The organism is Candidatus Latescibacterota bacterium (assembly GCA_019038625.1).
In the GTDB taxonomy this organism is placed as follows: domain Bacteria; phylum Krumholzibacteriota; class Krumholzibacteriia; order Krumholzibacteriales; family Krumholzibacteriaceae; genus JAGLYV01.
Genome location: JAHOYU010000158.1, coordinates 1 through 14731, shown reverse-complemented (window position 1 = coordinate 14731; position 14731 = coordinate 1). Strand labels below are relative to the sequence as shown.

General features: G+C 47.7%; 13 protein-coding genes. 5 read left to right on the top strand and 8 right to left on the bottom strand.

Annotated elements, in window-relative coordinates; translation table 11 throughout:
• From KOO63_11875 to KOO63_11855, 5 genes are all read right to left on the bottom strand, one after another.
• A partial coding sequence (locus KOO63_11875) for a hypothetical protein (protein ID MBU8922507.1) occupies positions 1-1189 on the bottom strand: 1189 nt, incomplete at its 3' end.
• An 8-nt stretch (positions 1190-1197) separates the two neighbouring features.
• The gene (locus tag KOO63_11870; protein MBU8922506.1) at positions 1198-2292 is read right to left on the bottom strand and encodes a hypothetical protein; all 1095 of its coding nucleotides are present in this window, start codon (positions 2290-2292) and stop codon (positions 1198-1200) included.
• The gene (gene lon / locus KOO63_11865; GenBank protein ID MBU8922505.1) at positions 2285-4678 is read right to left on the bottom strand and encodes an endopeptidase La; all 2394 of its coding nucleotides are present in this window, start codon (positions 4676-4678) and stop codon (positions 2285-2287) included. Before lon ends, KOO63_11870 begins: the two co-directional genes overlap by 8 nt.
• A gap of 159 nt (positions 4679-4837) precedes the next feature.
• Positions 4838-5281, bottom strand: a complete 444-nt coding sequence (locus KOO63_11860; protein MBU8922504.1) for a hypothetical protein — start codon at positions 5279-5281, stop codon at positions 4838-4840.
• Between the two features lie 280 nt (positions 5282-5561).
• A complete protein-coding gene (locus KOO63_11855; protein MBU8922503.1) occupies positions 5562-7067 on the bottom strand; it encodes a glycosyltransferase family 39 protein in 1506 nt (501 codons plus the stop codon).
• 91 nt (positions 7068-7158) lie between these two features.
• Here KOO63_11855 and KOO63_11850 point away from each other — a divergent pair, with 91 nt between their 5' ends.
• Positions 7159-8037: a DUF72 domain-containing protein gene (locus KOO63_11850; protein ID MBU8922502.1), complete on the top strand. Its 879-nt coding sequence runs from the start codon at positions 7159-7161 to the stop codon at positions 8035-8037.
• A gap of 59 nt (positions 8038-8096) precedes the next feature.
• Here KOO63_11850 and KOO63_11845 read toward each other — a convergent pair whose 3' ends face one another.
• The 3 genes from KOO63_11845 to KOO63_11835 all read right to left on the bottom strand — a co-directional run bounded on the left by KOO63_11845 (position 8097) and on the right by KOO63_11835 (position 9673).
• Positions 8097-8672, bottom strand: a complete 576-nt coding sequence (locus KOO63_11845; GenBank protein ID MBU8922501.1) for a hypothetical protein — start codon at positions 8670-8672, stop codon at positions 8097-8099.
• Positions 8673-8777: 105 nt separating this feature from the next.
• Positions 8778-9158, bottom strand: a complete 381-nt coding sequence (locus KOO63_11840; GenBank protein ID MBU8922500.1) for a fibronectin type III domain-containing protein — start codon at positions 9156-9158, stop codon at positions 8778-8780.
• Between the two features lie 14 nt (positions 9159-9172).
• On the bottom strand, positions 9173-9673 hold the full coding sequence (locus KOO63_11835; protein ID MBU8922499.1) for a hypothetical protein: 501 nt from the start codon (positions 9671-9673) through the stop codon (positions 9173-9175).
• Between the two features lie 200 nt (positions 9674-9873).
• On the opposite strand from KOO63_11835, the gene KOO63_11830 reads away from it, so the two are divergent.
• Genes KOO63_11830 through KOO63_11815 form a run of 4 tightly spaced genes read left to right on the top strand, consistent with a single transcriptional unit; the run spans position 9874 to position 14515 of the window.
• Positions 9874-10821: an ABC transporter ATP-binding protein gene (locus KOO63_11830; protein MBU8922498.1), complete on the top strand. Its 948-nt coding sequence runs from the start codon at positions 9874-9876 to the stop codon at positions 10819-10821.
• Entirely contained in the window at positions 10818-11588 is a 771-nt protein-coding gene (locus KOO63_11825) for an ABC transporter permease (GenBank protein ID MBU8922497.1), read from the top strand. Before KOO63_11830 ends, KOO63_11825 begins: the two co-directional genes overlap by 4 nt.
• A complete protein-coding gene (locus KOO63_11820; protein ID MBU8922496.1) occupies positions 11588-13153 on the top strand; it encodes a GldG family protein in 1566 nt (521 codons plus the stop codon). The genes KOO63_11825 and KOO63_11820 overlap by 1 nt, the downstream gene beginning before the upstream one ends.
• A 9-nt stretch (positions 13154-13162) precedes the next feature.
• The gene (locus tag KOO63_11815; protein ID MBU8922495.1) at positions 13163-14515 is read left to right on the top strand and encodes a DUF4340 domain-containing protein; all 1353 of its coding nucleotides are present in this window, start codon (positions 13163-13165) and stop codon (positions 14513-14515) included.
• Positions 14516-14731 lie beyond the last annotated feature (216 nt).

Below are 14731 nucleotides of genomic sequence, written 5' to 3'. Positions count from 1 at the left end.
CCTCATAGTTGAAGCTGACACTCCTGTAAATAATGTTCCTCTCTATTTTGTCCAGCTTTCTTTCCCCGGACCGGTCGCTTTCGGTAGGAATGTCGAGGATCTGAAATACCCTTTCCCCTGATGCCAGAGCCTCCTGGATCACATTGTTTAACTTGCTAAGATTCTTGATGGGGCTGACTACCCATAGCATCGCAACCAGAAACATCATCAGATTTGCCGGAGCGAGTTCGCTGTCTATAACAAGGCGTCCTCCATACCAGAGAATCGTCATACTCGCTATCATCCCCAGCATCTCACTCGACGGCGAGGCCAGTTCGGCGACCCTCCGCATCTTGAGATACACACGGAGATACTGGAAGTTGAATATATTAAACTTTGATCTCTCAAATTCCTCCATGCCGAAAGCCTTGACGACTCTCACTCCCGAAATCGTCTCCTGCAGGACCGATGTCATATCTGCCATCTTCTCTTGTGCTCTTCTGCTTCCCTTTCTCAACTTCCTGCTTATCAGGGAGATGAGCAGGACATTCACCGGCACGAGAAGAATCGTCAAAAGAGATAGTTTCCATGAAGTGTAGAAGATGATAGTAACAGCGATCACCGTCATAAGCGCATTACGGATTATACTGGCAAGCCCACCGACGATCGCTCCCCTCAGATTGGTGACATCGTTCATCACTCTCGATATCAGATGGCCTGTCTTTTGATTATCGAAAAAAGACATGGGAAGCATCTGGAGCTTTCCATAAAGTTCGTTTCGGATGGAATGAAGTATCGACTGTTCCAGATAAATTGTGAGATACGTACTGAAATAGTCCAGGATATTCTTGATCAGCATCAGAATGAAAAACAGGACACAGAACCGTGCCAGCCTGTCTATGGGCCTTCCTTTGTAAATCAAACTCTTCGCCTTGTCCTTGATCCTGTCAATTCTGTTCTCAACTGCCTGAGGGATCAGCAACGATTGATCGTCCTTGACCTCCGGACCTGTTTCCTGCTGATTCTGTTCGGAGAACAGGATATTCAGAAATGGAGGAATAAGTGTCAGGGAAACACCGCTGAGCGCTGCAAACAGAGTAGTACATACAAAAAGGAGAATGAGCCTCCTCCAGTAAGGCCTGAGATATGAGAGGAGCCTCAAGTAAAGTCTTCCGGAATGCTTATCACTCACTACTTCGCGGCCTTTCATGGATGATTTCAGGGGGAAACACTCTCTCTGGTGGACAGCACATCATCGACATTCTGAAAGAATGTCTTGAGCGACAGCTTCTCACCCTTAACACCCTTGAAGATCCTTATATTGGGAACGTCGTCAGGCATCCATTGCTTCCCGTCGTGTTTTGTAAACAACCCGATGGAAGGTATTCCGAGCGCTGAAGCAAAATGAAAAAGATCAGTATTACCGGAAAGAAAGAGATCGCAATTTGCGAGGAGGGCAAGGGTCTCGGCCTGTGATGAGGGAACGAGGTCTATCATCTCTCCCTTCAGCTCTCTTCGCAGGCGCTCTGACAATTTCTGGTCGACTGGATCCATGAGGATGAGGAATTTGACCTTCATTCTGCCCGCCAGGTTATTAGCAAGATATGCAATTGTCTCCGGGATAACGCTGTGACGAGTCTTTCCCTTCCCCGGGTCTATGGCTACAGTCAGTATCTCCTTTTCGGGCTTACGAAAATGTATCAACTGCCTCGCGTGAGCCAGGTCAGACTGAGGGATACTTATATTTCTTCTGCAGCCTTTTACTCCCAGCCCCAGAGATTCAAGGATCCGTATCATGCCGTTCCCGATATATCCGTTTTGAGATACCTTGATCTCGCAATTGATGAAGGGGAAAGCCATAGGATGGGCAAACCCTATCCTTGCCGCAGCTCCTGTCATGAATGCCAGAAGATGCCGTTCGAGTGACATTTGCCTGCTTGTAAGAATAACAGTCTCTATCTCCTGTTTTCTGAGTTTTCTGGAAAGAGCCATATAATCAGTCTTAAGCAGCTTGAGCTGTTTCCTGTTATATGTGATGATCGTGTTGAATCTCATCAGACTTTTTGCCAGCTCGGAATGCTCCTGGATGACCAGCAGTGAGATCCTGACATCCCGATGATTCTCATGGAACCAGTTAATCACCGGGGCGACAAACAGCAGGTCCACAGCCTCTCCAGAATCGATGATCAGTATCCTTTTCGCTCCCGTCAGGTTGTCCGGAAGAGAAAAGGTCCTGTCTTTCCGAAATCTCCTCAGAACGGCAGACACCATCTTCGACATCACTTCATTATCTTTTTTTCTGGTTTCAGCCATTATCCCTCTTGTTGCCTCTACCCTTCCTGTCTTCAGCCTTTCCATCCCCCGGAATAAGCGCCCTCTCCATCCCTTCTTCGACTCTATCAACAAAGACGAATTCAACGTTTTTCAATACTTCCCCTGGTATTTCTTCAAGATCGTTCCTGTTCTGCGCCGGCAGAATGATATTGAGTATCCCGGCTCTATGCGCCGCAATCACCTTATCCTTTATTCCTCCTACGGGCAACACTTTCCCTGTAAGTGTGATTTCTCCTGTCATCGCGGTATCGTTTCTTACCTTTCTGCCAGTGGCCAGAGATGTCAGTGCCGCCGCTATCGCTATTCCGGCACTCGGTCCGTCCTTCGGAACCGCCCCGGCAGGAATATGAAGATGTATGTCATGTTTTTCAAAGAATTTCTCATTGTTACCAGAATCTGAGGTCTGGGCCCTGACAAAGCTCATCGCTGCCTCAGCTGACTCCTTCATGACGTCACCGAGCTGCCCTGTGAGTTTGATGTTACCGCTCCCATTTATAGCCAGAGCTTCAATAAAGAGTATCACCCCACCAGTGGCGGTCTTGGCCATTCCCGTCGAAACTCCGGATTCAGGTGCCGTCAGCATCTCCTGCCCCTGAAAATCCTTTGAACCAAGATATTTCCTTATGTTGCGTGGAGTGATCCTGTATGGGCCCCTTTTGCCTTCGACAAGTTTTCTCGCGACCTTTCGAGCTATCGAGCCTATCTTTCTCTCCAGATTCCTTACCCCCGCCTCTCTTGTATATTTTTCGATTATCGCATAAAGAGCCTCGTCTGTTATCTCGATCTTTCCCTTCTTTATTCCATTCTCATCGAGCTGTCTTGGTATGAGAAAATCACGGGCTATCTCCACTTTTTCACTGGTGATATATCCCGGGATGTCGATGATCTCCATCCGGTCTAGAAGAGGTGTCGGTATCGATTCCTTAACGTTGGCTGTCGTTATAAACATGACACCGGAAAGGTCGAACGGCATATTTATATAATGATCCGAAAACGTGCTGTTCTGCTGCGGGTCCAGTACTTCGAGAAGGGCTGATGACGGATCTCCTCTGTGATCTGTACCCAGCTTGTCGATCTCGTCCAGCATAAATACGGGATTCCTTGTACCGGCCGTTCTTATGCCCTGCAGTATTTTCCCCGGCATTGCTCCGATATATGTCCTCCTGTGTCCGCGTATCTCGGCTTCGTCCCGTATCCCTCCCAGGGAGATCCTCACAAAATCTCGTCCCATGGCCGAAGCGATGCTCCTTCCCAGTGAGGTCTTGCCGACTCCCGGTGGCCCGGTAAGACAAATAATAGTCCCCTTACTTTCCTTATTCAGCTTCTTGACAGCGAGAAATTCCAGCAGCCTTTCCTTGACCTTATCCAGATCGTAGTGGTCCCGATCGAGGGTTTTTTTTGCTTCGGCCAGATCAAGGACATCATGCCTGAGATCCTCCCAGGGCAGGCCCAGGATACTATCGATATAAGTCCTCGTCACATTATACTCGGAAGAACTGCTACTCATCCTCGATAGCCTGTTCCATTCCCTGATCGCCATCTCTCTGGCATGCTCCGGCATGACCTTGATATCTATACTGTCCCTCAGTTCATCGAGCTCTCCAGTCAGGTCTGTATCACCAAGTTCTTTCTGTATGGCTCTGATCTGCTGCCTGAGATAATATTCCTTCTGTTCACGGTCCATCTCACGATGGACGTCCTCTTTGATCCTCTCTCCTATTGTCGCTATCTCGAGTTCGTTGTTAATGCTCTGGTAGACAAACTCCAGCCTCTCTATCGGGTCTATCATCTCGAGTGCTTTCTGTTTGCTGGAGATATCCATATTAATATTCGACGCCAGCAGATCGGCCAGCCTTCCCGGTCCTTCTATCCCGGGGATGACATTCAGGAGATCATCCGGATAGAACTCGGATTTATCGACAAGCCGCGCGAATGCTCCTGAAACATTCCTGACGAGGGCTAATCCCTCATCGGAATCCGCATGGGGTTCCTCAAGTATCCTTATCTTTGCCCTCATGAACGGCTCATCGTCAGTGAAACATCCGATCTCTATCCGGGACAGCCCCTGTCCGATTATCCTGACATGACCATCCGGAAACCTCGCCATCTTCTGAAGCACCATGGCACATCCGGTCGTATACAGGTCTCCGGGCCCTGGCATGTCAATCTCACTGTCTATCTGAGTAAATGCTCCTACGATCTTGTTTCCATCAAGAGCTTCGTCTATGAGCCTGATGAGGTTCTCATCCTTTAAAATCAGGGGAACCAGCATGTAAGGAAATACGACACCGTCATTTATCGGGATTACCGCCAGTTCATCGGAAATCTTCCCCATTATCGGTGTATCTTCACGATTGTGTACCAACTACGGACCTTCCTTCATCCAGGCTTCAATAAACCTCTCATGACGGCTTCCAGAATAATGAAGGAAGTGCCCCAAGTCAATTTTAAAAAAGGAAATAAAGAACACACTCGCCCTATTACCTCTGGATAAGGGCGAAAAGGGTCAAGGCAGGCCTTCGGATCATTTCTTAGATGATGGTTTTTCGAACCTTGTCTTGTCCATCACCATTGAGGGATTGTAGACGAAGGTATTACCGACAAACCTCTTCATGTCTATATCCCAGTCATTGAGGATGTTGTCATAGTCGAAAGTCAGGGTATATATCAGGATCGAGTTGGAAGCCCTGTCATCGACGTAGTACACCCAGTACTCCTCCGCCTGTTTCTTTGATATCATGTAGACGTTGGGAAGCCCCCATGAAGCCATCACTTCATGTCCGTCCATCCCGCGAGTTATTTCACCATCTCTGATGTTCTCGTTGTACTTGCAATCCGGATTCAGCTCGACATACTCCTCCCTCGCGCAGAGATCCACAAAAGCCTCTCTCTCCACGAGTGAAGAACATGCGCAGCCCAGATCGATCAACAGTACCACCATGGCGGGGATAATCAGGAATCTTCTCATAACCTCACTCCGATCTGACCTTTTCCTCGTAATGGATGCTGTCAGCCTTCAGCACCCTATAAACAATACGCGACACATCTCATGCGCCGCGCAAATACTCGATCCTCAAGGGCCCCGGGACAAAGCGAGCCTCCTCTGTTAATACCTTCACATATAAGTATATCCGGAAAACCAGACATGTCAACCCCGCCACATTACATTGCTTATTGCGTTACTACTAGTTTTACATGGGGTTAGGAGGTTTCAGGCAACTATTTTATGGCAGGGCTGGTCGGGCCTGTCATTCCCCGCCTTTGACCAGGAACAGCCTTATTCCTGTGAATTCCCAGATCCGGCCTTCTTCAGAAGCTGAATACAGAGTTTTGATGAATATCCCGTCAGGGTCCACATCCCATTCACGACAGCCCAAATACCATACTCTCCTGTATTCTGACAACTGTGATTCGAGACGTGACCTGGTCTTTTCGTTCCCGATTGTTAGTGGAGAATATTCGACTATATCGTTCTTTTTGTCGTAGTAATGCTCGAAAACGTCTCTTCCACATGAAAGGATGACAAGGTCTCCGGCGTTCATATTTTCCGTTACTGTGTCCGCTGCACTCCTGAAATCATCCCTTGAATAGTGATCTACCATATGATAGTTCCAGGTGGAATAGAGCATTATCAGAACTACTGCCGCTAATGCAGGTGGCGCCCAGATCCTCCTGCTTCTGATACCCAGTGCCAGGGTCGCCAGATATATTGGAAAAAAACAGATCAGGTAACGTACATTGAACACCTTGATATTCATCAGAGCCGCCGTAGTTACAAGGCCGAGCGACGTCAGGGATATCGAAAGAAATAATCCCAGCAGTCCTTCTCTTCTGCTTCTGAACAATCCCGCCACAGTAAGAGCTGAGAAAACTATCCCTGCCGGGATTATCCACCAGCCATGGCTTCTCAGCAATTCTTTCCCGGAAGACACTAAATGAAGCTGATTGAGGTCTGGACCAAATGAAAATCCGGTGGAAAATGCGAAAAACGAGTAAGGGTATGCCCAACGATTCAATGTCAGATCTCCTCTGAGTCTCGATTCGTCAGGTAAAGTCGATATCGAGACAACGTCGATCCTTCGCAGGAAATATATCTCACGATAAATCCATGGAGAGACTATGACCAGTGTTATCATGGCTGCTATCAGCCCGGGCCGGACCCATTTTCCTCTCAACCTCCCTGAGGCGACAATATATATAAGGAATCCTCCGCAGAGAAAAACAGCCATGAAATGAGAAAGGCAGGCCAACCCCAGGGTAACACCGAGGATCACGCCGCTTTTCCGGCATGGATCATCAAGAAATCTCTTGAATGCGATCAATGAAAGGAGCACAAAAAGAACAAGAAACGAATAGAACCTCATCTCCTGGGAATAGTAAATATGAAAAGGACTGACTGCCAGCAGACACGCGCCAGTCATAGCTGTCTTCCAGTCAGTGATCGACGACATCCATCTGTACATCAATATCACGGAACCGACACCGGCAAAAGCGCCCGGGAAACGGAGCCAAGCCTCCGATGATCTCACAATGCTCCAATAGTGCATGACCAGCGAATAAAGCGGACCGTGCATGTCCCAGAGCAGCTTCCTCCAGTATGAGATCCCCTCAGGTGGAGAGGCGTACGATCCCGCAGTAAGTATCTCATCTATCCAGAACGATTGATGTCCGAGTCTATAAAAACGGAGCACTGCCGCGATGATTACGATTCCAGAGAGGATCAGAATCTGTCTATTTTGTTCATCAGATCTCATGAAAATCATTATTAACTCAGCTGGAGAATAATTTCCAGTTGAAAAAATCATCTACCCACTCGATAATCTGACTATGGTCGAAACGAAAAGTATGAGATCCACACTGTATATCGGCCCGGCAGGATGGTCTTATCCTGACTGGGAAGGGCCGGTATATCCTCCCGGGGCTGGAATAGACAGACTGAGATTCATCGCACGCTATTTCAACTGTGTGGAATTGAACAGTTCCTTCTACCGAACTCCATCACCTAAGATCGTGCGCAGCTGGGCTGAACGGATAGGATATTTCGAGCACTTCCATCTCACTGTCAAGGTCCTGAAGAAATTCACGCACCTTCGAGAATTTGATCGAGACGGATTACTCGAATTCATCGACCGTTTCGCTCCGATTGAAGATGCAGGGAGACTTGGTGCATTCCTTCTACAGTTCCCCTGGTCGTTCAGGAACGACCTGAGCAATCTCGAATATCTCCAGAAAGTAGCTGAAGTCTTCAGAGGCAGGCCGGTAGTAGTGGAAGTCAGGCACGGTTCATGGAAGATTCCCGAAACTGAAGAATTCTTCAGGAATAACGGCCTTGCCTTCTGCAACATCGACCAACCGGTCATAGGAGATTCGATTGCTCCTTCGAACATCGTCACAAGGGAAGATGTCGGATATATCAGGCTTCATGGCAGAAACTACGATAACTGGTTCAAAACTGATGCGGGTCGTGATGCAAGATATGATTATCTGTATGATCCAGAGGAACTCGCTGCCTGGAAGTCGAGAGCCATCTCGATGCTCGGAAAGGTCCGGAACCTGTTCATCATCACTAACAACCATTTCCAGGGTCAGGCACTTGTAAACGGGTTTCAACTGAGTTCCATGATCAAAGGAGCAGGTGTGAAGATGCCTTCCTCCCTGGTCAGATCCTATCCTTCGCTTGAAGATTATCTTGATCGATCCGTGGAAGACCTTGATCTTTCGTGAAATGGAAACCAGGCTCCACTATCCTGGACTCTGCTTACAACCACATCAGGTAAAAGATCTCAGCTTTTGATCACATAAGTTATTATCACAGCGGCAAATACGACCAGGACGTAAAATAGAAGCCTGGCAAGTGGAATGGAAGTCCTGGCTGCTTTTTCGCAGGACACATTTTTTTCTGAAGGGATATCCTTGATTTCACCGACGCGAGTCATACAGAACTGACAGAAATCATCGTCTTTATTGAGTGGAAAACCACACTTGCTGCAGGAATTCTCCCGTGCATTCTTGAGGGCAGGATTACTTTCATGCTCCGTACTTTCCTCAACGGGTTTCTCGACCACTATTCTACCGACTCCCCCTGCTTCTTCCACAAGAGTGAGCAGGCCGTTCGCCTTCGATTTCGACGTTCCTACCCACATTGAAGCAGGTATATTCCTCAAGATATGTTTTAACTTTGTCACTGGAATATTTGTCAGAAGACCGAATTTGATCGCGAAGGAGTCCAAAGTCTCGACCTGGTTGACTACGCCATCTATCACAACATGATACTTAGAGCGTACTCTCCTGGAAGAGTTCCCCAGCTCGATTCCAGACACTCCAGTATCAGTTCCTTTTTTGGTCCTCGTTTCAGGCATACCTGTCCTCCTCTTCCCGCTTTACGCATTATCCATGCCATGCTTTTTAAAACAGACACGGGGGAATCAGAAGAAAGGTTCCTGTACCTGATCGAGGTTACGGGATCAATCCTGTGTCATCTCGCATATCGTCCCGGTGCGTGGACCTTCATGCCCATCCAGGTCGACAGCCGACACCTTGTAGCAGTAGATCATGTTGCCGATAAGGTCCTCGTCGATATACGTCATACCTGACGCTGTTCCAACGAATTCCTCAAGACCGTACATCTCATAGAAATAGTAGACTCTGAATTCGCTGACTTCTGCTATATCGCCAGGATAATCCCACTCCAGAGTCAATTCGTTCGGGCTTGTTGTCACCGTGAAGTCTGTCGGAGAATCCGGAGCTGAGAAGTCAAATCCGGCAGGTGAATCACCATGGTCAGCACTGCAGGACATTAGTAATAGCGGCGTTATTATCAATATAAGGCGTGCAATACGCTTCATCTCTATCTCCTTCTCTAGAACGTGAATGTCCTGCATACCATGAATCCATCGTGGCGAGGCTCAAATGTCAATAGCGGGGTCTCCGCTTCTGGCCCCCATATCATATCCGCCACACTGACGACCCATACTCCGATAGCAGCGCCCACCAGCACTTTCCTGTAAGTATTTAGACTTTCGGCATCATCCCAGGCTTCGACCATCTGAGAATGATAGATCTGCGCGTCCCCTATATAGCTGGCATTCTCATACATTATCCTGGCCTGGTCATAAGCTTCGACCTTCCTGTCATACTGTATATCAGCCACCCCGAGCCAGCCCAGCGCAACGATCTCCGCGCCGAACAACAGCGTTCCCCTGGCATATCTGCCTGAACGGAACTGCCCCAACCCAGGGAAAAAAGCAGAATATACGACATCTTCCGCCTCGGCCGCAAACGCTCCGGTCGAAGGCAGCAGGATCGATACAGCAAGAAACACCAGGACCAGCTTTCTCATCATTATTTCCTTCCTTTTCATCGGCCTGTCTTCAATTAAGTGCCCATTCCCTATCAATTACGTCTCATTCCTTAATATTGTTCCATAAAAGTCCTGAAAACCGTCGGAACAGGACAATACCAGATTGACACCCCACCGAAAAGAAATTAGTTTAAATTATTGATGTTCGGTGAATAGAACATTTAGCCCAGATGCAATTTTTGATGTCCGGAGGTTTTACTTTGATCCGTGTGAACGGACTCTCAAGATATTATGGCCTGAACAAGGCTGTCGACAATCTCAGTTTCGAGGTCGCCAAGGGAGAGGTCCTTGGATTTCTGGGTCCCAACGGAGCCGGCAAAACGACGACGATGAAGATGCTCACCTGTTTTCTTCCTCCAGATTCTGGCAGCGCTTCGATCTTTGGATACGACATCGTCAAGGATTCCATGGAAGTCCGAAAAATGATAGGATATCTTCCGGAAAAATCACCACTCTATTCTGACATGAGAGTCTGCGATTATCTCCGTTTCGTCGGCCGACTTAAGGGACTGTCCCCCCTCCGACTGAAAAGTGCTGTGGATGACGCTGTTTCCGGATGCGGGATCGAATCAGTATTTCACAGGACTATCGGAAAGCTTTCAAAAGGTTATCAACAACGTGTCGGAATAGCACAAGCCATACTTCACGATCCCGAGCTGCTGATCCTTGATGAGCCGACGATAGGCCTTGATCCCAGGCAGATAATCGACATCCGCCAGCTGATCCGCAACCTTGGGCGCGACCGGACCATTATCCTCAGCAGTCATATCCTTCCTGAAGTGAATCAGGTATGCCACAGAGTGATTATTATAAATAAAGGACGGCTTATTGCAGTCGATTCTCCTGATAATCTTCGTGACAGACTTAAAAAATCGTCAGTGACCAGAATCTCCACCGGTGATTCTGTGCCGACAGCAGATGTCATCTCGGCTCTTGAATCCATAGACGGGATCCTTCTGATAAGGAAAGAAGACGATGAAGGATCGATATCAAAGTATATCATCGAATCGGAAATCGATTCCGATGTTCGAAACGCCATAGTCAGGAAACTTGTAAGCAAAAACATCCCTCTTCTGGAAATCTATAATGAGGAACTTTCTCTTGAGGACATCTTCATCCAGCTTGTTACCGAGGAGGCGACCTCTTGAAAAAATTCGGCGCGATATACAGCAAAGAGCTCAAATACTATTTCACATCTGTGACAGCCTACGTTGCTATAACTGTATTCCTTGTACTTTCGGGTTATTTTTTCTTCTCGATATTCAGAGTCTACAACCTGCTATCGCTTCAGGCGATCAAGAATAACGACTTCAGCGGAAACCTTAACCTGATTGACGGCGTGATGAGGCCACTGATGGGCAACATCAGCGTTATCCTTCTCATCCTCCTACCTCTCCTTACGATGAGGCTACTGGCGGAAGAAAGGAAACAGGGTACATTCGAACTTCTCCTGACATATCCTGTGACAGACTTCGCTGTGGTCGCTGGAAAATATTTCGCCGCGCTGACTGTATATGCTGTCATGCTCGCATCCACGTTCCTTTATCCCATACTGCTCCTCATTTTCACGGATCCGGAAATAATACCTTTGATGGCAGGCTACTTGGGACTGTTTCTGATGGGCGCATCATTTATCTCGATAGGGACCTTCTTCTCATCAACCACATCTAATCAGATGGTCGCTGGTGTGATGACGTTCGGATTGACACTTCTTTTTCTGATTATTGGATGGACCGCACCCTTTGCGGGACCGACCGTCTCTGCGATACTTTCTGAATTCTCAATACTGTTTCATCTCGATTCCTTCACAAAGGGGATAATAGATACAAGAGATATATCCTATTATCTATTCATGAGCGGTTTCTTCTTTTTTCTCACACTCAAGTCGCTTGAGTCCAACAGGTGGAAGATCTGATGAAAGACATTCTAAGAAAGATCGTTGGTCCCGCCGGCCTTATACTTACCGTGGCGGGTAGCGTGATATACGGCATTCTCTATTCCAGTGGATGGTCCGCTTTCCTCCCTCTTTTTGCAGGTCTCTTACTCTCCATCCTCGCGCTGATAATCGAAGCCAGAGTCTCATCATCCGAGGGCCAAAAGCGTTCAACCAGATTCGGGATAAACACTGGAGTTACTATCGTCGTGATCGCCGCTCTCCTTTTCTTCGCGCAGGCTCTTTCAAAACGACACAGCCTTAGGATTGATACTACCAGCAACAACAGGTTCTCTCTCTCCCTTCAGACGACCAAAGTTCTGGGGAACCTTAAAGACAACGTGAAGTTCACCTGCTTTTTCAGGGAAGGTGTTCCTGAAAAAACGGTAGTATTCGACTTGCTTTCAGAATACAGGTCCTGCACACCAAAAATAAGCTTCCGGTTCGTCGATCCTGACCAGGACCCCATCACCGCGAATAGATACGACCTGAAAAATTACAACAATATCTACATCGAATCAGGGGAACGTATCGATCTTCTTGAAAGCTGGTCGGAGCAACGTGTCACAAACTCCATCAGGGCTGTTCTTTCTCCAGAAAAGAAAATGATCTACTTTACGACGGGTCATGGTGAAAGATCCATCGAAGACGGTGAACCCTCTGGTCTGAGTTCTCTTTCAGAAGCGTTGAGGATGGAAAATTTCGGGATTGCTGATTTCCTGCCGCTCGGAAGCGAAGAAGTCCCCCACGATTGCAAACTGCTTGTTATTGCAGGCCCTAAAAATGACTTCCTCAAACCGGAGCGGAATCTGATATTCGACTATCTCACATCAGGGGGAAACGTACTTCTCCTCCTCGATCCGATCGTCGACATCCCATATATCGCCTCGATCGCATCAGCCTTCGGAATAGGGATCGGAGATGACATCATCATCGACAAATTCGGAAAGACTCTGGCAGGAAATTACCTCACGCCTGTAGTAAACCAGTACGGAAAACATCCCATAACAGATCAGTTTCGTCTTTTTTCCTTTTTCCCCCAGGCGAGGTCCGTCAACGTCAGAGAAAGTCTGCCGGATGCTGTGACAGTCACCATACTTGGAAAGACAGACGAGGAGGCCTATGCCGAGACCAGTATCGACACTCTTTTAGATATTGGCAAGACCCAGTACGAAGCGCCCGACGACATTCCCGGACCAATTTCGCTTATAGCTTCGGGGGAAATGGAACTTCCACCCGCTCCTGGAGACACACTATCAGACACGCCATCGAAAATAACCAGGGTCGTCGTTTTCGGCGACAGTGATTTCACCGCAAACGGAAACATACGGCTTTCCGGAAACAGGGACCTCATCCTGAACACCATAAACTGGCTGGCTGAAGAAGAGGATCTGATCTCTATAAGACCTGCGGATCGACTCAACCAGCCGGTACTTCTATCTTCACGGCAGGGACTTGTTGTATTCTGGTTGTCCGTCATTGGATTTCCGGCCCTTTTCGCCCTTGCCGGATTGTTCGTTACTCTCCGCATCCGCCGATCGGATTAAGAGGTAATCATGAACTGGAAGACACCTGTCGTTCTCATATGCATTCTCGCGGTACTTGCGGCATATTTTTTCCTGGTCGATCAGGCTGGGCAGAATAAATCGGAACTTGAAAATAAGTTATCAAGAAGAGTCATTCCATATACTATCGAAGAAGTCGACAGTGTCCATTTCACTAATCCCGAGGGACAAAACATACATTTTCTTTGCGATGAAATCGGCTGGCTCATAGTCTATCCGACTGTCACACGAGGAGCCGTTTCTACTATCGAACACCTTATTTCCCAGATGATCCCCGGGATAAAGAATAATGAATTCGACCCTGACGGCAACCTTGCGGATTATGGCCTCTTTCCTCCATACGCTACAATTATATTTTTTAACGGCACATCGGGACGAATCGATACTTTACTCATCGGTGATTCTACACCGCTCACTTCTCAATGCTACGTTCGAGTTGGAGGAGATGAGAGGGTCTTCGTTACAAGAACCCTCACCCGGAATCTTGTAAAAAAGACTTTATATCATCTCCGTGAAAAATCTTTCATGGATATTTCTCCTGATTCCATCGTTGCTTTCAACGTAAAGACAGGAGAAAGCAGTATAAGTTTCGAGAGAAGTCTCGGTGCGTGGCTGATAAAGGGTACGAAGATAGGTGCCGACAAGAATTTCATACAACCGTACCTCACCGGTATCTCAGAAGTCATTATCCGGGAATTCGCTGCCGAGAATACAGATTCTCTTTCCCTATACGGTATTAGCGATTCCCAGAGAGACCTGACCCTCTTCACCGACTCGGATTCAATAACGATATCTTTCGGCAATGTCACGGAGGATCTCGTTTACGCCGTACGCAGCGGGCTTACAAAAGTAGTCCGCCTGGAAAAGAGAATCGATCAAGTCTTCAGCTGGCTTGATGATGATGTTCTTGTCATGAACATCTCGTATTTTATCCCTGACCAGGTACACTCCCTCAAATGGGAAACAGCGGATCATTCCCAGACGATCTCCTTTGAAGGCGATGCCTGGAAAGCAGATTCACCTGAATCCGGGGTCATCGCCACGAAGAACGTCTACTACCTGCTGACTCTTCTCAGGGGACTTGTTTTCGATGAGATTCTCAGGGCTGGAGAAACGATCGACTTCGATGCTCCGGTCGAAGAAAATTCGACGAAAATCATTCTTATGGATATCAATGGAAAGACGATCGATGTCATATTAATATCCAGAGAAATCGACGGAACCGAAACAGCATCATCTATTACGACAGGCACATCAGGATCGATCAAACCCGATACATTCGAAGAAATACGAAGAATATATATAAGATTCATACGGGAAGGAGGGGGGGACAGTCGGAAATGAGTCAAAATTCCCCAGGCATATTAACTCGTAGAAGCTTTCTGGCAGGTTGTTCCGCGGTTTTAGCGTCAGGTATCGCTTCTCCCCTGGCCTCGATTACCAGTCCTTCCTGGTCCCCACATGAAGCTTCCTTCTATCGTAAGCTGGATGGGAACAAAACGGCTTGCGTACTATGCCCGCACCAATGTGTCATCAACAGCGGCAAACGGGGATTGTGTG

Bases quoted from the DNA above. Each gene is read 5' to 3' on its own strand.
- KOO63_11820 (MBU8922496.1), top strand. From the start codon at position 11,588: ATGAAAGACATTCTAAGAAAGATCGTTGGTCCCGCCGGCCTTATACTT.
- KOO63_11835 (MBU8922499.1), bottom strand. From the start codon at position 9,673: ATGAAAAGGAAGGAAATAATGATGAGAAAGCTGGTCCTGGTGTTTCTT.
- KOO63_11850 (MBU8922502.1), top strand. From the start codon at position 7,159: ATGAGATCCACACTGTATATCGGCCCGGCAGGATGGTCTTATCCTGAC.
- KOO63_11855 (MBU8922503.1), bottom strand. From the start codon at position 7,067: ATGAGATCTGATGAACAAAATAGACAGATTCTGATCCTCTCTGGAATC.
- KOO63_11845 (MBU8922501.1), bottom strand. From the start codon at position 8,672: ATGCCTGAAACGAGGACCAAAAAAGGAACTGATACTGGAGTGTCTGGA.
- KOO63_11840 (MBU8922500.1), bottom strand. From the start codon at position 9,158: ATGAAGCGTATTGCACGCCTTATATTGATAATAACGCCGCTATTACTA.
- KOO63_11860 (MBU8922504.1), bottom strand. From the start codon at position 5,281: ATGAGAAGATTCCTGATTATCCCCGCCATGGTGGTACTGTTGATCGAT.
- KOO63_11815 (MBU8922495.1), top strand. From the start codon at position 13,163: ATGAACTGGAAGACACCTGTCGTTCTCATATGCATTCTCGCGGTACTT.
- KOO63_11870 (MBU8922506.1), bottom strand. From the start codon at position 2,292: ATGGCTGAAACCAGAAAAAAAGATAATGAAGTGATGTCGAAGATGGTG.